The organism is Bradyrhizobium sp. NAS80.1 (genome assembly GCF_001908205.1).
Lineage (GTDB): Bacteria > Pseudomonadota > Alphaproteobacteria > Rhizobiales > Xanthobacteraceae > Bradyrhizobium.
Genome location: NZ_LGHL01000033.1, coordinates 1 through 21109, shown reverse-complemented (window position 1 = coordinate 21109; position 21109 = coordinate 1). Strand labels below are relative to the sequence as shown.

General features: G+C 64.4%; 19 protein-coding genes. 16 read left to right on the top strand and 3 right to left on the bottom strand.

The genetic code is table 11. From position 1 onward, the window contains the following. Positions 1-1073: 1073 nt before the first annotated feature. The gene (ilvD, locus tag AC629_RS08230; protein ID WP_084804203.1) at positions 1074-2798 is read left to right on the top strand and encodes a dihydroxy-acid dehydratase; all 1725 of its coding nucleotides are present in this window, start codon (positions 1074-1076) and stop codon (positions 2796-2798) included. Next, positions 2785-3609: a tetratricopeptide repeat protein gene (locus AC629_RS08225; protein ID WP_084804202.1), complete on the top strand. Its 825-nt coding sequence runs from the start codon at positions 2785-2787 to the stop codon at positions 3607-3609. The genes ilvD and AC629_RS08225 overlap by 14 nt, the downstream gene beginning before the upstream one ends. A gap of 66 nt (positions 3610-3675) precedes the next feature. Here AC629_RS08225 and xth read toward each other — a convergent pair whose 3' ends face one another. Continuing rightward, entirely contained in the window at positions 3676-4473 is a 798-nt protein-coding gene (xth, locus tag AC629_RS08220) for an exodeoxyribonuclease III (protein WP_084804201.1), read from the bottom strand. Between the two features lie 133 nt (positions 4474-4606). Between xth and AC629_RS08215 the strand changes: the two genes are divergently transcribed. Further along, a complete protein-coding gene (locus AC629_RS08215) occupies positions 4607-6937 on the top strand; it encodes a hybrid sensor histidine kinase/response regulator (RefSeq protein WP_084804200.1) in 2331 nt (776 codons plus the stop codon). Between the two features lie 4 nt (positions 6938-6941). On the opposite strand, the gene erpA is transcribed toward AC629_RS08215, so the two are convergent. Then, complete coding sequence (erpA, locus tag AC629_RS08210; protein WP_027559340.1) at positions 6942-7271, bottom strand: iron-sulfur cluster insertion protein ErpA; 330 nt, start codon at positions 7269-7271, stop codon at positions 6942-6944. Between the two features lie 136 nt (positions 7272-7407). Here erpA and AC629_RS08205 point away from each other — a divergent pair, with 136 nt between their 5' ends. The 12 genes from AC629_RS08205 to surE all read left to right on the top strand — a co-directional run bounded on the left by AC629_RS08205 (position 7408) and on the right by surE (position 19590). Further along, positions 7408-8604 carry a deoxyguanosinetriphosphate triphosphohydrolase gene (locus tag AC629_RS08205; protein WP_084804199.1) on the top strand — a complete coding sequence of 399 codons (1197 nt, stop codon included), beginning with the start codon at positions 7408-7410 and terminating at the stop codon, positions 8602-8604. A 9-nt stretch (positions 8605-8613) separates the two neighbouring features. Next, positions 8614-10404 (top strand): arginine--tRNA ligase, encoded by a 1791-nt coding sequence (gene argS, locus AC629_RS08200; protein ID WP_084804198.1) that lies wholly within the window; start codon positions 8614-8616, stop codon positions 10402-10404. Between the two features lie 139 nt (positions 10405-10543). Next, the gene (locus AC629_RS08195) at positions 10544-12136 is read left to right on the top strand and encodes an SPOR domain-containing protein (protein WP_084804197.1); all 1593 of its coding nucleotides are present in this window, start codon (positions 10544-10546) and stop codon (positions 12134-12136) included. Positions 12137-12182: 46 nt separating this feature from the next. Then, positions 12183-13211, top strand: a complete 1029-nt coding sequence (gene nagZ, locus AC629_RS08190; RefSeq protein ID WP_084804196.1) for a beta-N-acetylhexosaminidase — start codon at positions 12183-12185, stop codon at positions 13209-13211. Next, positions 13208-14047: a segregation and condensation protein A gene (locus tag AC629_RS08185; protein ID WP_074120661.1), complete on the top strand. Its 840-nt coding sequence runs from the start codon at positions 13208-13210 to the stop codon at positions 14045-14047. Before nagZ ends, AC629_RS08185 begins: the two co-directional genes overlap by 4 nt. Before the next feature lie 21 nt (positions 14048-14068). Then, the gene (scpB, locus tag AC629_RS08180; RefSeq protein ID WP_084804195.1) at positions 14069-14824 is read left to right on the top strand and encodes an SMC-Scp complex subunit ScpB; all 756 of its coding nucleotides are present in this window, start codon (positions 14069-14071) and stop codon (positions 14822-14824) included. 168 nt (positions 14825-14992) lie between these two features. Next, complete coding sequence (locus AC629_RS08175) at positions 14993-15226, top strand: twin-arginine translocase TatA/TatE family subunit (protein WP_084804194.1); 234 nt, start codon at positions 14993-14995, stop codon at positions 15224-15226. Positions 15227-15309: 83 nt separating this feature from the next. After that, positions 15310-15828, top strand: a complete 519-nt coding sequence (tatB, locus tag AC629_RS08170; protein WP_084804193.1) for a Sec-independent protein translocase protein TatB — start codon at positions 15310-15312, stop codon at positions 15826-15828. Further along, positions 15825-16640: a twin-arginine translocase subunit TatC gene (tatC, locus tag AC629_RS08165; RefSeq protein WP_084804192.1), complete on the top strand. Its 816-nt coding sequence runs from the start codon at positions 15825-15827 to the stop codon at positions 16638-16640. Before tatB ends, tatC begins: the two co-directional genes overlap by 4 nt. Before the next feature lie 191 nt (positions 16641-16831). Next, a complete protein-coding gene (gene serS / locus AC629_RS08160) occupies positions 16832-18163 on the top strand; it encodes a serine--tRNA ligase (RefSeq protein WP_084804207.1) in 1332 nt (443 codons plus the stop codon). A 92-nt stretch (positions 18164-18255) separates the two neighbouring features. Next, the gene (locus AC629_RS08155; protein ID WP_084804191.1) at positions 18256-18618 is read left to right on the top strand and encodes a hypothetical protein; all 363 of its coding nucleotides are present in this window, start codon (positions 18256-18258) and stop codon (positions 18616-18618) included. A gap of 204 nt (positions 18619-18822) precedes the next feature. Then, the gene (gene surE / locus AC629_RS08150; RefSeq protein WP_084804206.1) at positions 18823-19590 is read left to right on the top strand and encodes a 5'/3'-nucleotidase SurE; all 768 of its coding nucleotides are present in this window, start codon (positions 18823-18825) and stop codon (positions 19588-19590) included. A 123-nt stretch (positions 19591-19713) separates the two neighbouring features. Here surE and AC629_RS08145 read toward each other — a convergent pair whose 3' ends face one another. Continuing rightward, on the bottom strand, positions 19714-20085 hold the full coding sequence (locus tag AC629_RS08145; protein WP_084804205.1) for a response regulator: 372 nt from the start codon (positions 20083-20085) through the stop codon (positions 19714-19716). Positions 20086-20327: 242 nt separating this feature from the next. Here AC629_RS08145 and AC629_RS08140 point away from each other — a divergent pair, with 242 nt between their 5' ends. Beyond that, on the top strand, positions 20328-20978 hold the full coding sequence (locus AC629_RS08140; protein WP_143198990.1) for a protein-L-isoaspartate(D-aspartate) O-methyltransferase: 651 nt from the start codon (positions 20328-20330) through the stop codon (positions 20976-20978). Positions 20979-21109 lie beyond the last annotated feature (131 nt).

Sequence of the window (21109 nt, the reverse complement as noted above, 5' to 3'; positions counted from 1 at the left end):
GGCAGACAGCATCGTCAATCCGCGAGGCGAGGGAGGCCAGAACGAACTCGGCTCCCGGGAGAGCACGGCATAAGCCGTCAACCCACCGCGCAGGGAAGGCCGTGTGTTGGGCTTCACCTGTATGCTGCTGTGCGGTCTCCTTGCGCTACATATTCGCGCAGCGGACCGCGGGCGCGAGCTGGCACCCGGCCTTCCCTGTGCCCTCTTGATTGAGAGGGGGAGCGACGGAGCAGAGCTCGGGCGAACGGCGCCGCGAGGCTGCGAAGGTGTGTCTGCGAGGCCGTAGGATGGGTAGAGCACTTGCGAAACCCATCATGCATCGGCGTGGAGGAAAGCGTTGATGGGTTTCGCTTCGCTCTACCCATCCTACGAGTGCTGCGCATGGGAGGATCGCGATGCTGCCTCATACTCCGTCATTGCGAGCGCAGCGAAGCACCTCCAGATTCTCTCCGCGGAAAGACTCTGGATTGCTTCGCTGCGCTCGCAATGACGATGTGGAGGCTGTGTGCGACAAACTCCCGCTCGTGCCCCGGACGCAGCGCAGCGCCACCCTGGCGATGCGAAGCATCGTCCAGCGGGCGGTGCGCTGCAGAGCCCGGGGCCCATGTCGCCGAGAGCAATCCGTGCGGCGTGGGTCCCGGCTCTGCGCAGCAACGCTAAGGGGCGTTGCAGCGCGTCCGGGACACGAGACGGAGACCGCTATCGGTGATGAGGGAAGGCGGCGCCGACTCAGCCCAGCTGCCCCGCTACCGCGCCAAACTTAGGCGTGCTCTGTCTACCACAAAATTTGAAGTTGTAGATCGCTCTCAGCCTAAGGGTATCCTGGTAGGTCTTTCCGTGTCTTTCGAGCCACGATTGTGCCGTCTGAGACACACTCACGGTAGATTTAACCCTCATCACCGTCCGTTCGCAGCAGCGCCGCTTTTTGGCCACACCCGAACATGAATAAAATCTCTCTAATGTTTTAGGGACAGCGGCGGTCCTTAGGCGGCGACGAAAATCCCAAGGTCGATTCAAATCTTGGTTCTGATTTTTCGGGTCTGAAAGGGTTAGCCGGGGAAACTGGTTTTGCGATGGACGCGAAGACCAACATCAAGCAGAGGCTGCCGAGCCGTCACGTGACGGAAGGCCCTGCGCGCGCGCCGCACCGGTCCTACTTCTACGCCATGGGTCTGACCACCGAGCAGATCCATCAGCCCTTCGTCGGCGTCGCCTCTTGCTGGAACGAGGCCGCCCCCTGCAACATCGCCCTGATGCGCCAGGCGCAGGCGGTGAAGAAGGGCGTGGCGTCGGCCGGCGGCACGCCTCGTGAATTCTGCACCATCACCGTCACCGACGGCATCGCCATGGGCCATGACGGCATGCGCTCCTCGCTGCCGTCGCGCGAATGTATCGCCGATTCCGTCGAGTTGACCGTTCGCGGCCATGCCTATGATGCCCTCGTCGGCCTGGCTGGCTGCGACAAGTCCCTGCCGGGCATGATGATGGCGATGGTCCGTCTCAACGTGCCCTCGATCTTCATCTATGGCGGCTCGATCCTGCCCGGCAATTTCCGCGGGCAGCAGGTCACCGTGCAGGACATGTTCGAGGCGGTCGGCAAGCACTCGGTCGGCGCCATGTCGGACGAGGACCTCGACGAGATCGAGCGCGTGGCGTGCCCCTCGGCGGGCGCCTGCGGCGCGCAGTTCACCGCCAACACCATGGCGACCGTCTCCGAAGCGATCGGGCTCGCGCTGCCTTACTCGGCCGGTGCCCCGGCACCGTACGAGATCCGTGACGCCTTCTGCATGACCGCCGGCGAGAAGGTGATGGACCTGATCGCCTCCAACATTCGCCCGCGCGACATCGTTACCCGCAAGGCGCTGGAGAACGCAGCCGCCGTGGTCGCGGCTTCTGGCGGCTCGACCAATGCTGCGCTGCACCTGCCAGCGATCGCGCACGAGGCCGGCATCAAGTTCGATCTGTTCGACGTCGCCGAAATCTTCAAAAAGACACCTTATGTCGCGGATTTGAAGCCGGGCGGCCGTTATGTCGCCAAAGACATGTTTGAAGTAGGTGGCATCCCGCTTCTGATGAAGACGCTGCTCGACAACGGATTTCTCCACGGCGACTGCATTACGGTCACCGGTCGAACGATCACCGAAAACCTCAAGAGCGTGAAGTGGAATCCGCACCAGGACGTGGTGCACCCGGCAGACAAGCCGATCACCGTCACGGGCGGTGTGGTGGGTCTGAAGGGCAATTTGGCGCCAGAAGGTGCGATCGTGAAAGTCGCGGGAATGTCCAACCTCAGGTTTACCGGTCCGGCCAGGTGCTTCGACCGTGAGGAGGATGCTTTCGAGGCGGTCCAGAAGCGCACCTATCGGGAAGGCGAAGTGATCGTGATCCGCTACGAGGGGCCGAAGGGTGGTCCCGGCATGCGGGAAATGCTCCAGACCACCGCGGCGCTGACCGGCCAGGGCATGGGCGGCAAGATCGCGCTCATCACCGACGGCCGCTTTTCCGGCGCCACCCGCGGCTTCTGCATCGGCCATGTCGGGCCCGAGGCGGCGGTCGGCGGCCCGATCGGGCTGCTCGAGGACGGCGACATCATCGAGATCGACGCGGTCGCCGGGACTCTTAACGTAAAGTTGAGCGACGCCGAGCTGGCTCAGCGCAAGACCAAATGGAGCGCTCGCGCGACTAACCACACGTCGGGTGCGCTCTGGAAGTATGCTCAGCAAGTTGGACCAGCAGTCGGGGGGGCAGTAACCCATCCGGGCGGCGCGCACGAGAAACAGTGCTATGCGGACATCTAGGCGTGCCATAGTTGCGTTTGTGTTCGGGGCAGCTGCGCTTGCCGCACCGGCGTTCGCCTTCGACGGTGCCCCGGTCAACAAGGACGCGGCCGTTCCGGTGGTGACCACCTTGCCGGGCGCCGCAAATACCGTGCGCAGCAAGGTGTCGCCGGCGCCCGAGCCTCAGGAAACCTCGCTCAGCGCCCTGCAATATGCTGCCGAAGGCGGCCATCCGATCGCGCAGTGGAAGCTCGGCCGCATGTACGCCAATGGCGACGGGGTCGCCCAGGACGATGTGCGCGCATTCGAATATTTCAGCCGCATCGCCAACGCGCATGCCGAGGACAGCCCGTCGGCGCCGCAGGCGCAGATCGTGGCCAACGCGTTCGTCGCGCTCGGCCGCTATTATCTGAGCGGCATCCCGAATTCGAAGATCAAGGCGGACCAGGACCGGGCGCGGGAGATGTTCTCCTATGCCGCCTCCTATTTCGGCAATGCTGACGCGCAGTATGATCTCGCCCGGCTGTACCTGAAGACGCCGGACGCCTCGCGCGAGGATTTCCGCTACGGCGCGCGCTGGCTCGGCCTCGCCGCGCAGAAGGGCCAGCACGAGGCGCAGGCGCTGCTCGGCCAGATGCTGTTCAACGGCGACCGCCTGCCTCGGCAGGCCGCGCGCGGCCTGATGTGGCTGACGCTGGCGCGCGACAGCGCAGGTAGCGATGAGACCTGGATCAAGGAAAGCTACAACCGCGCCTTCGCCAAGGCCTCCGACGACGACCGCGCCATGTGCCTGCAAATGCTTGAGCAATGGGTGCAGGGCCGCCGGGAGTAATCGCGGCGACTTCGCTGCGTAGGGTGGGTTAGCCGAAGGCGTAACCCACCAGCCGCGCGCGCCGGCTCACGCCGCCTCCAGATCCAGATCCGCCCACACCGGCACGTGGTCCGACGGTTTCTCCCAGCCGCGCACATAGCTGTCGATGCCGACATTGGCGAGCCGGTCGCTGGCCTGCGGCGACAGCAGCAAATGGTCGATCCGCAGGCCCTGGTTCTTCTGCCAGGCGCCGGCCTGATAGTCCCAGAACGTGTAGAGCCCGGGCTCGTCGGTGACGGCGCGCAGGGCGTCGGTGAGGCCGAGGCCGAGCAGGGATTGGAAGCTCTCCCGCGTCTCGGCCTTGAATAGGGCGTCCTCGGTCCAGGCGGCCGGATTGTGGACGTCGCGGGCGGCCGGGATGACGTTGAAGTCACCTGCGAGGATCAGCGGCTCCTCGGCCTTAAGGCGCTCCTTCGAATACTCAAGAAGCCGCGACATCCATTTGAGCTTGTAGGGATATTTCTCGGTCCCGACCGGGTTGCCATTGGGCAGATAAAGGCAGGCGATGCGAAGCACGCCATGCTTGAGCGTCACCACGCCTTCGAGGAAGCGGGCATGTGCATCCTCGTCATCGCCGGCGAGTCCCGACTTGGTCTCGTCGAACCGGAGCTTTGAGAGCAGGGCGACGCCGTTGAACGTCTTCTGCCCGTGCGTGACCACGTTGTAGCCGAGCGCCTCGATCTCCAGCCGCGGGAAGGCCTCATCGACGCATTTGATCTCCTGGAGGCAGACGATGTCCGGCTGGCACTCCTTCAGCCAGGTCAGCAGGAGATCGATCCGCTGCCGGACCGAGTTCACGTTCCACGTAGCTACTCTGATGGGCATTTCGGCGGCTCCAGGCAGGGGCCATTGTTAGAACAAACTGCAAACGCGCCCGTCAAGGACGCCGCAAAATCTCCCACAAAATTAACCCGACTTAAGCCGGCCGTGGGCCATTGATACCGAAAAGGTTTTTCGAATGGGACGGCCGGACAAATCCACGAAGCGAAGCGAGCCGCGCGACGGCCTGATCGGCGCGTTCCTGTACTGGCTCGGCGGCTTCGAGATCGAGGACGGCCTGACCGCCGATCTCAGCGAGCGCGAGCTGCGCCGCATCCGCGCCAAGCAGATCGATGCGGTGACGCAGCTGATCCCGGTGACGATGGCCGTCACCATGCTCAACGTCGCCATCGTGCTGATCCTGTTCTGGGGCAGGGGCTGGAATGATTTTCTCGCGATCTGGGGCCTGACCCTTGCCTCCACCGCTTCGCTCGCCGTTCGCGCCTGGCGGCGTTCGCATCGGAACCGGCCGCAGGAAGCCCCGCCCCGTGTCGCGCGGCAGATGCTGCGGCAGGCGTTTTTCTTCGCCGCGATCTGGGGCACGCTGCCGCTCGCGCTGTTCAGCCGCGTCGGACCGACCAGCCAGCTCATCCTGGCCTGCCTGATGGTGGGCATGATGTCCGGCGGTGCCTTCACGCTCTCGACCTTTCCGCGCGCGGGCCTCGTCTATCTCGCCACCATGACGCTCGCCTGCGTCGGCGCGCTGCTCCTGTGCGGCACCGGGCCGCATCTCGTGACCGCTGTGCTCCTGCTGCTGTTCGCGTTCTTCATGGCGCGCAACATCGTCTCGCAGGGCAATCTGTTCCTAGGCAATCTCAAGGCCCAGCTCGAGCTCGAACGGCAGACCGAGATCATCTCGCTGCTGCTGAGGGAGTTTCAGGAGAACGCCAGCGACTGGCTCTGGCAGACTGATGCCGATGGGCACCTGGTTGACGTGCCTGAACGCTTCGCCGACGTCGCGCAGCTGCCGCTTCCGCTCCTGAAGGGCTCGCACTTCGCCGACGTGCTCGACATGCTCTGCCCCGAGGACAAGAGCGCGGCCTATAACATCGTCGGCCTGATGGAGCAGAGTGAGCCGCTGCACGAGATGAACGTCAAGGTCGTCGCCGGCGGCGAGGCGCGGCTATGGTCGCTGACGGCGAAGCCGGCCTACGACCGCGACGGCCAGTTTCTCGGCTATCGCGGATTCGGCCGCGACGTGACCGAGCGTTGGCGCGCGGAAAAGGCCGAGGCCGAGAGCCGAGCCAAGTCCAACTTCCTGGCGGTGATGAGCCATGAGATCCGCACGCCGATGAACGGCGTGCTCGGGCTTGCCAGCATGCTGCTCGAAACCAAACTCGATCCGGAACAGCGCGAAGCCGTCACCAGCATCCGCGAGTCCGGCGACAACCTCCAGCGCATCCTCAACGACATCCTCGATCTCTCCAAGCTAGAGGCCGGCCGCTTTGCGTTCGAGGCCATCGACTTCGCGCCGCAGGCGCTGGTCGAGGCGGTCGCGACCGTCGTGCGCGCCAGCGCCAACAGCAAGGGGCTAGCGGTGAAGGTCGAGCTCGATCCGAACCTGCCGCCGATGCTGCGCGGCGACGTCGCGCGGATTCGGCAAGTGCTGCTCAACCTTGCGTCCAACGCGGTGAAGTTCACCGACGCGGGCGAAGTGACGATATCAGCGACATGTCAGGCGCGCCGCGACCTGCTTGCGACCGTCCAATGGACGGTGATGGACAGCGGCATCGGGATCGCGCCGGAAAAGGTCGGCCAGCTCTTCAGTGACTTCGCCCAGGCCGACGCCTCGATCAGCCGCCGCTTCGGCGGCACCGGGCTTGGGCTTGCGATCTCCCGGCGCATCATCGAGCAGATGGGCGGCACCATCGGCGTCACCTCGACGCCGGGCGAGGGCTCGACCTTCCGCTTCACGCTGGTGCTGCCCTGGAGCCAGGCGCAGGAATCCGACCAAACCGCGGGCCGCGACGAGGCCGACGAGCTCAAGGAGCATATCGCCGGCCTCGATCGGCCGCTGAAGGTGCTGGTCGCCGAGGATGATGCCGTCAATCGCATGGTTGTGAGCAAGATGCTCGGCGCCTTCGATGTCGAGCTGCGCGTCGTCGCCGACGGTGTCGAAGCCGTCGCGGCGGCCTTCGAGGGCGACTACGATGTCGTACTGATGGACGTGCGCATGCCCGACATGGACGGGCTTGCCGCAACCCGTGCAATCCGCGCCCAAGGCGGCCGCTTCGCAAGCTTGCCGATCATCGCGCTGACCGCCAACGCGTTCCCCGAGGACGTCACGATCTGCCGCGAGGCGGGCATGTCGGACTTTTTGGCAAAGCCGCTACGCAAGCCCGCGCTGGTCGCGGCACTGCTGCGTGCGCTGGACGGCCACGTGGTGTCGGAAGACGCGCCGCTTCAGCCGGAGCTGATGTCGGTCGAGGTTAAGTGGACGGACGAGGAAAGGCAGATGACCGGCGCGTAGCCGGTCAGATCGAGAAGCTGGTCCCGCAGCCGCAGGACGCTGTAGCGTTCGGGTTGTTGACCCGGAACGAGGCGCCGATCAGATCGTCGACGAAATCGACCTGCGAGCCCGCCAGGAACGGCTGCGAGGCGGAATCGACCAGCACCACCGCATTGTCCTGCTCGATCACGAGATCGTCGTCGGTGCGGTCGCGGTCGATATCGAACTTATATTGGAATCCGGAGCAGCCGCCGCCCTCGACGGAGATGCGCAGCATCGCGCCTGTGCCTTCGCCTTTGAGGATCTCCCCAATCCGGCGTGCGGCCCGGTCGCTGATGGTCACGGCAGTCGTCATCGTTGGTCTCCGATAAGTCCCGCGGTGATACCAAGTTCACTTGCCCAATTCATTTGGTATCCCGCGTCCGACATAGTTAAGTGCCACCATACGCAGAATCAAATGGATAGGGACTAAATTCGCCGTGTCCGTCGGAATGGCAGCCCCCCGCGCGCCCTATGCCTGCGACCCCGATCGCAGCCGCGGCCGGCTGGTCGCCGAGCCCCCGAGCCGAACCCGCAGCCCGTTCCGGCGGGATTGCGACCGGGTGATCCATTCGACCGCGTTCCGCCGCTTGAAGTACAAGACCCAGGTGTTCGTGTTCCATGAGGGCGACCACTACCGCACCCGGCTGACCCATTCGCTGGAGGTGGCGCAAATCGCCCGGGCTCTGGCCCGGCAGCTTGGGCTCGACGAGGACCTCACCGAGACCCTCGCACTCGCCCATGATCTCGGCCATCCGCCCTTCGGCCATGCCGGTGAACGGGCGCTCGATGCCTGCCTGAAGGATTTTGGTGGCTTCGACCACAACGCCCAGACCCTGCGCGTCGTCGCCGCGCTGGAGCATCGCTATCCCGAGTTCGACGGGTTGAATCTGACCTGGGAGTCGCTGGAAGGCATCGTCAAGCACAACGGTCCACTGACGGATCGCAGCGGCGCGTCGGTGGGCCGTTATTGCGAGCATGGCGTTCCCGTCGGGATCGCCGACTATATCAAGACCTATGATCTCGAATTGTGGAGCTTCGCCTCGCTCGAGGCGCAGGTCGCCGCGATCGCTGACGACATCGCCTATGACGCCCATGACATCGACGACGGTCTGCGCGCCGGCCTGTTCCATCTCGACGATCTCGAGGTGATGCCGCTCACGGCCGAGATCATCGCCGAGACATCAGCGCATTATCCCGATCTCGAAGACGTCCGGCGCGGCGCCGAACTGGTGCGCGAGCTGATCTCGCACCTGATCGGCGCGGTGTTTGCGGAGGCGCAGAAGAACATCGCCGCCGTCAAGCCGCAATCGGCCCAGGACGTGCGCCAGCAGAGTAGGGCGCTGATCTCGTTCCCTGCCGAGGTCGCCGAGGAGGAGGCCGCTATCAAGACCTTCCTGTACGAGCACATGTACCGGCACAAGCGGGTGATGCGGGTGATGGGGGAGGCGGAGCAGATCCTGTTCGACCTGTTCGCCAAATACCTGAAATCGCCGGACGAGCTGCCGCCGGAATGGCTGATCGGGGCCGAGGCGGACAATGAGGGGGACCGGGCCCGCCGGATCGGCAATTTCATTGCCGGAATGACCGACCGTTTCGCCCTGACCGAGCACCAGCGGCTCTTTGACTCGACCCCGGATTTGCGTTAGGCGGCGCCCATGCCCGACACATCCTCATCGCTGCATCTGTTCGCCGACGTGCTCGCGCGCGTACACGCCGCCTGCCGCACGCTCGCGGCGGAAGCTAACTGGCCCGAGGGCATCGACTTCTCGCGCGTGGTGGTCGAGCCGCCGCGCGATCCCTCCCATGGTGACATGGCGACCAACGCCGCCATGGTGCTTGCCAAAGAGGCAAAGGCAAAGCCGCGTGACCTCGCCGAGCAGATTGCCGAGCGGCTGCGCGCGGACGCGCTGATCGCCAAGGTGGATGTCGCCGGCCCCGGCTTCATCAACCTGACGCTGAAGGCTGCCGCCTGGGCGGAGGCGCTGCTCACGGTGCTACGCGAGGGGGCCGATTACGGCCGCGTCCGCGGCGGCTCCAAGGTCAACGTTGAATACGTCTCGGCCAATCCGACCGGGCCGATGCATGTCGGTCACTGCCGCGGCGCCGTGTTCGGCGACGCACTGGCGAGCCTGCTCCAGTTCGGCGGCCACGACGTCACGCGCGAATATTACATCAACGACGCCGGCGCTCAGGTCGACGTGCTCGCGCGTTCCGCCTTTCTCAGGTATCGCGAGGCGCTTGGCGAGGATATCGGTGCTATCCCGGAAGGCCTCTATCCGGGCGACTATCTGAAGCCGGTTGGTGCAGCGCTGGCGAAGGAGCATGGCGACAAGCTCCTCGCGATCACGGAAGCCGAGTGGCTGCCGACGGTTCGCGCCAAGGCGATCGCGATGATGATGGACGAGATCAAGGACGATCTCGCCGCCCTCAACATCCGTCACGACGTGTTCTTCTCGGAGCGCTCGCTGATCGAGAACGCCAACAACAAGGTGGCCGAAACGATCGATTTCCTGCGCGCCAAGGGCGACATTTATGAGGGCCGCCTGCCGCCGCCGAAGGGCGCGCCGGTGGAGGACTGGGAAGACCGCGAGCAGTTGCTGTTCAAGGCGACGGCCTACGGCGACGATGTCGACCGTCCGCTGATCAAGTCGGACAATTCCTACACCTACTTCGCATCCGACATCGCCTACCACAAGAACAAGTTCGACCGCGGCTTCGCCGAGATGATCGACGTGTGGGGCGCCGACCATGGCGGCTACATCAAGCGCATGCAGGCGGCGGTGAAGGCGACAACCTCCGGCAAGGGGGCGCTCGACGTCAAGATCGTCCAGCTCGTCAAGCTGCTGCGCAACGGCGAGCCAGTGAAAATGTCCAAGCGCTCCGGGGACTTCGTCACCTTGCGTGAGGTGGTGGATGAAGTCGGCCAGGACGCCGTGCGCTTCATGATGCTCTACCGCAAGAACGACGCGGTGCTCGATTTCGATCTCGCCAAGGTCATGGAGCAGTCGCGCGACAACCCGGTGTTCTACGTTCAATACGGCCACGCCCGCGGCCACTCGATCTTCCGCAACGTGCGGGCCGAGGTATTCCCGGAGCTCCCCGAGGATGCCGGCAAGCGCATCTCCTGGCTCAGCGAGTCGGCGGTGGAGCGGCTGTCGGACCCGGTGGAACTTGACCTTCTCAAGCGTCTCGCAATTTATCCGCGCATGCTGGAAGCGGCCGCAAGCGCCCACGAACCGCACCGAATTGCCTTTTATCTCTATGATTTAGCTAGTGAATTTCACGCGCTTTGGACGAAGGGGCGCGATTTGCCCTATTTACGCTTCATTATCAATAATGATGCAGAGCTTACGAAGGCGCGGCTGGCTATGGTCCAGGGCGTCGTCTCTGTCCTGGCATCGGGCCTCGCCATCCTCGGCGTCCATGCTCCGGACGAGATGCGGTAGTTTGGGGCGAACTACTTAAGGGAATTCGGGGTAAGCGGCAGAAGCCGGTACGCTTAGACTTGGTTGAAAGCCTTGTGGGACGAAAGTCGTGCCTGAGTCGAGGGGGCGCGCGGCTTTCCCGAAGGGACGCATCATCACGATGGCCGAACGATATCAGCACAGACCGTTTCCTTCCGATGACTATGGTCGCGGTGGCGATCAGCATGGGAAGACGGAAAACGACCCCTTGGCCGAACTTGCCCGCCTGATCGGACAGACCGATCCTTTCGCAGCGCAGGCGCGGCCCGGCACGCAGCCTCCGGTGGCACCTGTGCCCGCACAGAGCTATCAGGCAGACGACTATCAGCACGACGACTATCAGCAGGTCGACTATCAGCAGGACTATGCCGAGCCGGCAGCTGCGCCTCCGCCCGGTCCGCCCTCATGGATGCGGCGCGCCAATGTACAGCCGCAGCCGGCATCCGCGCCGGAGCCCGACTATCCCGTCTCCGTGAACCCGGTTCATCCGTTGCAGCGCTATTCAGCCCAGCCGACGGCGCCCGCGCGTGATTTCCAGCCGCAGGCCTATCAGGACCGCGCTTATCAAGGTCAGGCCTATCAGGGGCAGGCTTACCAGCAGCACGATCAGGCTTACCAGGAGCAAGCCTATCAGGAGCCGTATCAGCAGCCCGATCCGTCGCGCTACGACGACGCGCTCTACGGCAAGCTCGAAGCGGGCGAGCAGGACTACCAGCGCGATCCGGCCTATCCGGACGATCCCTACGCGTTCCAGAGCGACTATCCCGAGGCCGATCTCGACGAGCCGAAGAAGCAGCGCGGCGGCATGATGACGGTCGCGGCGATCCTGGCGCTTGCCGTGGTCGGCACGGGTGCTGCCTTCGCCTACAAGACCTATGTGGGCTCGCCCCGCAGCGGTGAGCCGCCGATCATCAAGGCCGACAACACCCCGACCAAGATCGTGCCGGCGCCGACGGACTCCTCGGCCAAGGTGCCGGATCGCATGGCAAGCGGTGACGGCTCCGAGAAGATCGTGCCGCGCGAAGAGGCGCCTGTCGACGTCAATGCCAAGGCGAGCGGTCCTCGCGTGGTGTTCCCGCCGCTGAACCCAAACGCGAACCCGCCGCCGGTGGCGAGCGTCTCGCCGTCCACGGTACTGCCTCCAAGCGCGGGTCCGGTTCCGGGCAACGGTACCCTGCCGGCCAACTCGCCGCGCCCGATCAGGACTGTTGCGGTGAAGGGCGATCAGACTGACAGCACCGCGCCGCAAGCCGCGGCGGCTGCCAGGTCGGCAACTCCGCCGAAGCCCGTTGCCGCGCCCGCGGCATCGGCTGCACCGCGCAATCCACCGACCTCGGCCAATGCCAGCGCCAACCAGCCGCCGCTGTCGTTGGCGCCGCAATCGGCGCCTGCGGCGGAGCCGCCGCAGCGGATGGCTGCGACCAACCCGACGCAGATTGCGCCCGCGAGCAGCGGTGGCGGTTACATCGTGCAGGTGTCCTCGCAGCAGACTGAGGAAAGTGCCCATGCCTCCTACCGGGTGCTTCAGAGCAAGTATGGCAGCGTGCTTGGCTCTCGCGCGCCGGTGGTCAAGCGGGTCGATCTCTCCGATAAGGGCAAGGGAATCGTCTACCGCGCCTTCGCCGGGCCATATGGTTCGGCCGAGGAGGCGACGCAGGCTTGCAACAGCCTCAAGTCGGCGGGCCTGTCAGCCTGCTTCGTCCAGAGGAATTAACGGCCGTTTCCTTGACCCTCCCGCAGGGCAGGGTTAATCGGCCGTTATGAGCACGCGGGCCTTCATTACCGGCGTATCCGGAACGGAACTGACCGCCGCAGAGCGGGAGTTTATCCGTGCCGAACGCCCGTGGGGCTTCATCCTCTTCAAACGCAACGTCGATACTCCAGCTCAAGTTGCTGCATTAGTTGCAGAATTGCGCGCGGTGGCGGGCGCCGTCGACGCTCCAGTCCTGATCGATCAGGAGGGCGGACGGGTGCAGCGGCTGGGGCCACCGCACTGGCCGGTCTATCCACCGGGCGCCATTTTCGCGACTTTGTACGACACTGATTCGGCGCTCGGGCTCACCGCAGCCCGCCTCAGCGCCAGGCTGATTGCGGCCGATCTCGCCGATCTCTGCATTACCGTGGATTGCTTGCCGCTGGCTGACGTGCCGGTACCGGGCGCCGATGCCGTCATTGGCAACCGGGCCTATGGCACCTCACCGGACAAGGTTGCTGCGATTGCCCGCGCGGTCACCGAGGGTCTGGAGCAGGGCGGCGTGCTGCCGGTCCTCAAGCACATTCCCGGCCACGGACGCGCCACCGCTGATACCCATTTCAAGCTGCCGACGGTCGATACACCCAGGGACGAACTCGAACGGACCGACTTCGCGGCGTTCAAGCCGCTTGCGGACCTCCCGATGGCCATGACTGCACATGTTGTGTTTAGCGCCGTCGACCCCGCCCATCCGGCAACGACATCTGCGACAATGATTGCTCAGGTGATTCGCGGCGCAATCGGGTTCCAGGGTTTGTTAATGAGTGATGACGTGTCGATGAACGCGCTGGCGGGAAGCATTGCTGAACGGACCCGCGCCATCTTCGCGGCCGGTTGCGACATGGCCCTGCATTGCAACGGCAACATCGAGGAGATGCGCGAGGTCGCCGGCCAGACACCCGAACTGTCGGGCAGGGCGCTGGAGCGGGCCAACGCTGCGCTCGCCGCGCGCAAGGCGCCGCAGCCGTTCGACCGGGCGGCCGCACGCGCCGAACTGGACGCATTGATCGCACGGGCAAACACGGCATCCGCATGACCGCAGAAATCCTATCGTTCGAAACCGGGCGGCCCGCAGAGCTCGCCGAGGGTGAGCCGGCGTTGGTGGTGGACGTCGAGGGCTATGAAGGCCCGCTCGATCTGCTGCTCGCGTTGGCACGGCAGCAAAAGGTCGACCTCGCCAAGATCTCGATCTTGGCGCTGGCCGACCAATATCTCCACTTCATCGAAGCCGCGCGGAAGATCCGGCTGGAGCTTGCCGCCGACTATCTCGTGATGGCGGCGTGGCTTGCCTTCCTGAAGTCGCGCCTGCTGCTGCCGGAGCCGCCGACGGCGGAAGGTCCGAGCGCAGAAGAGATGGCCACCGCGCTCGCCAACCGGCTGCGCCGGCTCGAAGCCATTCGTGAAGCCGCCAACCGGCTGATGAACAGGCAGCAATTGCTGCGCGACATCTTCCCGCGAGGCGAGCCCGAGCAGATCGCCGAGATCAAGCATCCGAAATACACTGCGACGCTGTACGACCTGCTCACTGCTTATGCCTCGCAGCGCCAGTCGCGCGTGCTGGCGAGCGTGCATCTGGCCAAGCGCACGGTGTGGTCGCTGGCCGAGGCGCGCGCCACGCTGGAGCGGCTGGTCGGCAGCATCAGCGAACAGGATGACTGGGGCGTTCTCGACGACTTTTTGATCCGGCACGTCGCCGATCCGACGCAGCGCGCGACGGTGTTTGCCTCGAGCTTTGCCGCCGCGCTCGAGTTGGTGCGCGAAGGTCAGCTCGAGTTGAACCAGAAAGAGGCGTTTGCGCCCATCTATTTCCGGAAGGGGCGTCCTAAACCGGTCCCGGACGCAGCTCCTGCGCCCGATGCACCGGTCGGTTAAGTGCAAGAAGGAGGATCTGCCATGGCGAGCCTGGCTGAAGTGCGGGTAGAAGAGGCCGAGCCGATGGACAACGAATCCCAGGCACGTCCCGAAGAACTGCGGCTGCTGGAAGCGCTGCTGTTCGCTTCGAGTGAACCGCTGGACACCGCGACGCTGGCCAAGCGCATGCCCGAGGGCGTGGACGTGAAGGTCGCGCTCGAGCAGCTGCAGGCCGACTATGCCTCGCGCGGTGTGAATCTCGTTCGGGTTGCCAACAAATGGACCTTCCGCACTGCCGGCGATCTCGCCTGGCTGATGACGCGGGAGAGCACTGAGACCCGCCGCCTGTCGCGCGCGGCGATCGAGGTGTTGGCGATCATCGCCTATCACCAGCCGGTGACGCGGGCCGAGATCGAGGAGATCCGCGGCGTCGTTACCTCGAAGGGCACGCTGGACGTGCTGCTGGAGACCGGCTGGATCAAGCCGCGCGGCCGTCGCAAGACGCCGGGCCGTCCGCTGACCTTCGGAACCACCGAGGACTTCCTGTCGCAGTTCACCCTGGAACAGCTCGGCGATCTGCCGGGCCTGGAGGAGCTGAAGGGGACGGGCCTGCTGGATTCGCGCCTGCCGACCGGTTTCAGCGTACCCACGCCGTCCGATGACCCGACGCTGCGCGAGGACGAGGACCCGCTGGAACCCGGTGAGGACCTCGATCTGGCGCTGGCGCCTGCGGTCGAGCCCGAGACGCCGCCGGAAGGCGGCAATGAGGGGAGTGGTGAGGGCGGCGGCGAAGAGTGACGCCCCGGCCTTCTACGGGACCCCTGCGACCGGTTAACACTAGCCAGATTACGTAGCGCCAACAGCGAATTGGCGCTGCCTTGGTCCTTGTTTTTGAGGCCTGCGAAGCCTACGTTTCGGTGAAGATCGGCCGGCTCCCCGGCCATGCGTGTTTGGAGGGTTTGCAGGATGGGTTCGCTTAGCATTTGGCACTGGATCCTTGTGATCGCAGTGGTCCTGCTGTTGTTCGGCCGCGGCAAGATTTCGGATCTGATGGGCGACGTGGCGCAAGGCATCAAGGCGTTCAAGAAGGGCATGCAGGACGACGACAAGGTCGCCGACAAGCCCGAGCCGGCCAAGTCCATCGAGCACAATGCGGCGCCGACCGCGACTCGGTCCGACGTCGGCAGCAAGGCCGTCTGAGCCAAAGATTGGACGGACGCGGGCGGTCCCGATCCTGTGCGAGAGGATTGGGCCGGTTGCGGCTGGCCTGAACGGAAGACCTCATGTTCGACATCGGGTGGAGTGAACTGGTCCTCATCGGGGTCGTGGCCTTGGTCGCCATCGGCCCGAAAGAGCTGCCGGGCGTGCTGCGTACCGTCGGGCAGTGGATGGGCAAGGCTCGCAAGATGGCCGCCGAATTCCAGGGCCAGTTCCAGGAAGCGATGCGCGAGGCCGAGATGGCCGACCTCAAGAAGAGCTTTGACGAGGTCAAGGAAGCGGCTTCCGGCTTCACTAGCAACAACCTGATGACCTCGCTTCAGAAGGACGTCAGCGACGCGCTCCGCGTCGATGCGCTGGACAAGCCGGCCGAGACCGCTGCAACCCCTGCTATCGAACCGCCGGCAGCCCCCACGACACCGGAAGCGCCGACGCCTGCGACCTTCGTGGAAGCCGAGGCGCATGCGGCTGTGGACGAACCGCTCGCCATCACCCGTGAGGTCGAGCAGGCACAGGTTACCCAAACCTCGGTTCCGCAAGACACCGTGCCATCCGAGGCGATCAAGGACGCCAAAGCGTCATGAGCGACGCCGATATCGAGGCCAGCAAAGCCCCATTGATGGACCACTTGATCGAGCTGCGTTCGCGGCTGATCAAGGCGCTGCTTGGATTCGGCGTGGCCTTCATCATCTGCTTCTTCTTCGCCAAGCAGATCTACAACGTGCTGGTCTGGCCGTTCGTGTGGGTCGCGGGTCCCGAGAACTCGAAATTCATCTACACCGCGCTGCTGGAATATTTCATCACCCAGCTCAAGCTCGCGCTGTTCGGCGCCGGCTTCATCTCGTTCCCGATCGTCGCGACCCAGATCTACAAGTTCGTGGCGCCGGGCCTCTACAAGCACGAGAAGCAGGCCTTCCTGCCGTATCTGGTCGCGACGCCGTTCTTCTTCGTGCTCGGCGCGGCGCTGGTCTATTTCGTCGTGCTGCCGATGCTGATCCGCTTCTCGCTCGGCATGCAGCAACCCGGCAGCGACGAGACCGCACAGATCCAGCTCCTGCCCAAGGTCGGCGAATATCTGTCGCTGATGATGTCGCTGATCTTCGCCTTCGGCATCGCCTTCCAGCTTCCGGTGATCCTGACGCTGCTTGGGCGGATTGGCATCATCACGTCGAAGATGCTGCGCGAGAAGCGCCGCTATTTCATCGTCATTGCCTTCGTCATCGCGGCCGTGCTGACGCCGCCCGACGTGCTCAGCCAGTGCTCGCTCGCGATTCCGTTGCTGGCGCTCTATGAGGGCTCGATCATCGCGGTGGCGATGGTGGAGAAGAAGGCGTCGGCCTCGCAAACCTCCAGTACGAGCACCGACGTGTCGTCACCGGCCAATCCGGCAGAGTAGGACGGCCAAACCCTCCGGCGTCATTCCCCGCGAAAGCGGGGAAGCCGCGGCCTATCCAGAAATCTCGGACGTCTCTGGAATACGGGATCGCACGCTTTCGCGGGCGATGACAGCCGTGCTAGGGAAACCAGCCATTTGCACAAATGCAAATCCAGGATTTGCAGGATTGCAACAAGCTCAGGACCACGGCCATGCACGACATCAAATCGATCCGCGACAATCCGCAAGCCTTCGACGCCGGCCTCGCCCGGCGGGGCCTGAAGCCGATGTCGGCCTCGCTGCTCGCGATCGACGAGAGGCGGCGGACGGCGATCCTGGCCTCCGAGCAGGCGCAGGCGCGGCGCAACGCTGCCTCCAAGGAAATCGGCGATGCCAAGAAGGCCAAGGACGAGGCGCGCGCGGCCAAGCTGATGGCCGAGGTGGCCGAGCTGAAGACCACGATGCCGGAGCTCGAAGCCGCCGCGAAGACCGCTGACGAAGAGCTGACGAAAGAATTGTCCGCTATCCCGAACATTCCGTTCGACGAAGTGCCCGATGGCGTCGATGAGCACGGCAACGTGCAGCACCACGTCTTTGGTAACAAGCGCAATTATGGATTCGTGCCCAAACTGCATGACGATCTCGGCACCGCGCTTGGCTACATGGATTTCGAGGCGGCGGCAAAACTCTCCGGCGCGCGCTTCGTCGTACTGAAGAAAGGGCTCGCTCGCCTCGAACGCGCGATCGGACAGTTCATGCTTGATCTTCACACGACCGAGCACGGCTACACCGAGATCAACCCGCCGCTTTTGGTGCGCAACGAGGTGATGTTCGGCACCGGGCAGTTGCCGAAATTCGAGGACGATCAGTTCTGGGCGATCAAGGGCGAGCTACTGGCTGCGCCCGATCACGAGCGGCTGAAGACAGAGCGCCTGGGCCTCATCCCGACCGCCGAGGTGTCGCTCACCAACCTCGCGCGCGAATCCATTCTCGACGAGAAGCAGTTGCCGATGCGTCTTACCGCGCTGACGCCGTGCTTCCGCGCCGAAGCGGGCGCTGCCGGGCGCGACACCCGCGGCATGATCCGCCAGCATCAGTTCACCAAGGTCGAGCTGGTTTCGATCACGACGCCGGAGACCAGCAAGGACGAGCTGGAGCGGATGCTGTCATGCGCAGAGCAGGTGCTGCAGAAGCTCGACCTGCATTATCGGGTGATGACGCTCTGTGCAGGGGACATGGGATTTTCGTCGCAGAAAACCTATGACATCGAGGTCTGGATGCCCGGGCAGGGCGACGGCGGCATGTTCCGCGAGATCTCAAGTTGCTCGGTCTGCGGCGACTTCCAGGCGCGGCGCATGGATGCGCGCTCGCGTGGGCCGGACGGCAAGCCGCGCTTCGTGCATACGCTGAACGGCTCCGGCACCGCGGTTGGCCGCGCGCTGATCGCCGTGATGGAGACCTATCAGCAGGAGGACGGCTCGATCGCGGTCCCCAGCGTGCTCCAGCCCTATATGGGCGGTCTGAAGGTGGTCGCGCGCGACTAGGGCGCTGCCCGTCTGGAACGCAGAACGTTTGGTTGCGAAGTTCGGGCGGCCGGTTATCCTGGCCGCCACCCGGCAACTCGAAACGATCGTTCATGGCGTTGCACCGCGACATCTTCTGGATCGGCAGACAATGGGCGGTGACAGGTGCCGGCATCCAGGCCGTCGACCAGCGCCTGCGCGGCGTGCTCGACATCGAGATCGCGCGGCTCTGGGATGATGATCTCGTCCAGAGCCGGCGGGCCAAGCCCGGTGTGAATGCTGCGGATTTCGACAGGGCGCTGACCGTGGCGCGCGCGCGTTTTCCTCAGGCGCCGGTGTCGGTCCCGATCGTTGCGCAATTGGGGGCGCTTGGCGTGATTGAGGCTCCCGTCGTGAGTCCGGTCGTGCCGGCGTTGACGCTGCATGCCGAAGGAAAGCTCGCGCGCTTCCTGCCGCAATGGCGTATCCGCCGCTAATATGGCATCGGACTCCAATCACCAGGCGTCTCAGCGCGGACGTATGCACCGGGATCGACTGGAGCGGGTGCTGCGGCGCGGCAACTAACCGGATCGCGAATGCAGCAGCGCCGGCAGCCCGGAACCCTCGGCAACGGCAGGTTTGCCTGATTGGCCATAGCCGGATAAGACGGCCCAAATCCGCTTCAGGAATCGATGTTTCGCATGCGCATTCTCTGCACCAATGACGACGGCATTCACGCTCCCGGCCTCAAGGTCGTGGAGGAGATGGCGCGTGCCCTGTCCGACGACGTCTGGGTCGTCGCGCCCGAGCTCGACCAGTCCGGCGTATCGCATTCGCTGTCGCTGAATGATCCCCTGCGCCTGCGCGAAGTCGGCCCGCATCAATTCGCCGTACGCGGCACACCGACCGACTGCGTCATCATGGGCGCGCGCCATATCCTTGGCGCCAAGCCGCCGGAAGTCGTGCTGTCCGGTGTCAACAGGGGCCGCAACGTCGCCGAGGACGTGGTCTATTCCGGCACTATCGCCGGCGCGCTGGAAGGCACCATCCTGGGGCTGCCGTCATTTGCGCTGTCGCAGGAGTTCAGCGTCGAGACGCGCGAACAGCCGCCGTGGGACACTGCGCGCAAATTCGGGCCCGGCATCCTGCGCAAGGTGCTCGCCGCCGGCATCCCGAAGGACACCGTCATCAACGTCAACTTCCCGTCCTGCGCGCCGGAGGATGTGCTCGGCATTCGAGTCACGCGCCAGGGCAAGCGCAATCCCGGCTTCCTCAGGATCGACGAACGCAGGGACGGCCGCAACAATCCCTATTTCTGGATTGGCTTCGAGCGCGCTGCGATGATGGACACGCCCGCGGAGGGGACCGATCTGGCGGCGCTTCGCGAGCGCTACGTCTCGGTCACGCCGCTCAGGCTCGACCGTACAAATGAAGCGTTTTCCGAGACGCTGAGTGCGACGCTGAAGTAAGTGACCGCCTGGAAATAGCGGTTAGAGCGTTTTCGAGCGAAGTGGATACCAGTTCGCGTAAAGAAAATGCGTCAAAACAAAAGCCTAGAGCCCCGTTTCGATTCCATCGGAACGGAAATGGCTCTAGCCGCCGCGAAGTGCAGCTTCGATGGTCTTGCCGAGCGCGTCGAGCTGAAACGGCTTCTGAAGTGCCGGCCGGTCGCGGTACTGCTCGGGCAGGCCGGAGGAGCCGTAGCCGGTGGCGAAGATGAACGGGCGGCCTTTCGCCTTGATGAGATCGGCGACCGGCGAGATGATCTTGCCGTTGACGTTGACGTCGAGGATGGCGATGTCGAACTGGGTCGCCTGGGCGAGCCGCATGGCCTCGGTGATATCGCCGGCTTCGGCTGCGACCTTGTAGCCGAGCTCTTCGAGCATGTCCGCGACCATCATCCTGATCATCACCTCGTCCTCGACGAGGAATACAGAGCGGCCCGAAAGCCCTGTCGCGCTCATTATCGTTGAGTCCTTGCCCATTCCAAAAAATCGTTCGCAGATAACACGAACCGATGCAATGCGCGTTCCGACGAACGGATGTATGAAAATGGCCTTCGCGGCAGGCCCGTTGCAAGCCAATTTGTGGTCAGATACTCCAGCGGAAGCGTATCATGGGTTCCTGAGCAGGAACAAGATTCCCGCGCCCGGGGGCTTGGTGATGCAAGCATCGGGCTGGACCTGACGAGACGGCACAAGCAGCAATGACCTCCCATCAGCACCCGCCGGAAAAGATGATGTTTCAGCTCACGCTGAGGCGTCGGGGCATCAGCGATCAGGCGGTGCTGCGGACCATGGAGGAGGTGCCGCGCGAACAGTTCGTCGACGAGGCCGATCGCGACGCCGCCTATCGTGATAGCGCGCTGCCGATCGCCTGCGGGCAGACCATCAGCCAGCCCTTCGTCGTGGCCTATATGACCGAGCAGCTCCAGCTCCAGAAGCAGCACCGCGTGCTCGAGATCGGCACTGGTTCGGGCTATCAGGCCGCGGTGCTGTCGCGGCTCGCAGGTCAGGTGCTGACGGTCGAGCGTTACCGCCAGCTCGCGGATGCCGCACGTGCCCGGCTCGAAAAGCTCAACTGTCACAATGTTGAGGTGATGCTGGGCGACGGTCTCAACCTGCCTCCCAATATCGGCCCGTTCGATCGAATCATCGTTACCGCGGCGATGGAGCAACTTCCGGAGAACCTTGTCGAGCGGCTCGAGGTCGGCGGCATCCTGATCGCCCCGGTCGGCCCGCATCACGGTGTGCAGACGCTGATCCGGCTCAACCGGACCGAAGCCGGGATCGAGCGCAGGGAACTCGTTGAGGTCCGCTTCGTGCCGGCGCTGCCCGGCGTGGCGCGGGAGCTGTAATCTCCGGATCGGCTGTGCCGCCAACATCTTATTGGGAGGGTTAAGCCGTTATTCACAAGGAGCTTAACAATTTCAATAACTTGCGTGTCTCACGCACCCCGTTTTGTGGGGTTCTATTGCGAAATGTCTCA

Bases quoted from the DNA above. Each gene is read 5' to 3' on its own strand.
- ilvD (WP_084804203.1), top strand. From the start codon at position 1,074: ATGGACGCGAAGACCAACATCAAGCAGAGGCTGCCGAGCCGTCACGTG.
- AC629_RS08225 (WP_084804202.1), top strand. From the start codon at position 2,785: ATGCGGACATCTAGGCGTGCCATAGTTGCGTTTGTGTTCGGGGCAGCT.
- xth (WP_084804201.1), bottom strand. From the start codon at position 4,473: ATGCCCATCAGAGTAGCTACGTGGAACGTGAACTCGGTCCGGCAGCGG.
- AC629_RS08215 (WP_084804200.1), top strand. From the start codon at position 4,607: ATGGGACGGCCGGACAAATCCACGAAGCGAAGCGAGCCGCGCGACGGC.
- erpA (WP_027559340.1), bottom strand. From the start codon at position 7,271: ATGACGACTGCCGTGACCATCAGCGACCGGGCCGCACGCCGGATTGGG.
- AC629_RS08205 (WP_084804199.1), top strand. From the start codon at position 7,408: ATGGCAGCCCCCCGCGCGCCCTATGCCTGCGACCCCGATCGCAGCCGC.
- argS (WP_084804198.1), top strand. From the start codon at position 8,614: ATGCCCGACACATCCTCATCGCTGCATCTGTTCGCCGACGTGCTCGCG.
- AC629_RS08195 (WP_084804197.1), top strand. From the start codon at position 10,544: ATGGCCGAACGATATCAGCACAGACCGTTTCCTTCCGATGACTATGGT.
- nagZ (WP_084804196.1), top strand. From the start codon at position 12,183: ATGAGCACGCGGGCCTTCATTACCGGCGTATCCGGAACGGAACTGACC.
- AC629_RS08185 (WP_074120661.1), top strand. From the start codon at position 13,208: ATGACCGCAGAAATCCTATCGTTCGAAACCGGGCGGCCCGCAGAGCTC.
- scpB (WP_084804195.1), top strand. From the start codon at position 14,069: ATGGCGAGCCTGGCTGAAGTGCGGGTAGAAGAGGCCGAGCCGATGGAC.
- AC629_RS08175 (WP_084804194.1), top strand. From the start codon at position 14,993: ATGGGTTCGCTTAGCATTTGGCACTGGATCCTTGTGATCGCAGTGGTC.
- tatB (WP_084804193.1), top strand. From the start codon at position 15,310: ATGTTCGACATCGGGTGGAGTGAACTGGTCCTCATCGGGGTCGTGGCC.
- tatC (WP_084804192.1), top strand. From the start codon at position 15,825: ATGAGCGACGCCGATATCGAGGCCAGCAAAGCCCCATTGATGGACCAC.
- serS (WP_084804207.1), top strand. From the start codon at position 16,832: ATGCACGACATCAAATCGATCCGCGACAATCCGCAAGCCTTCGACGCC.
- AC629_RS08155 (WP_084804191.1), top strand. From the start codon at position 18,256: ATGGCGTTGCACCGCGACATCTTCTGGATCGGCAGACAATGGGCGGTG.
- surE (WP_084804206.1), top strand. From the start codon at position 18,823: ATGCGCATTCTCTGCACCAATGACGACGGCATTCACGCTCCCGGCCTC.
- AC629_RS08145 (WP_084804205.1), bottom strand. From the start codon at position 20,085: ATGAGCGCGACAGGGCTTTCGGGCCGCTCTGTATTCCTCGTCGAGGAC.
- AC629_RS08140 (WP_143198990.1), top strand. From the start codon at position 20,328: ATGACCTCCCATCAGCACCCGCCGGAAAAGATGATGTTTCAGCTCACG.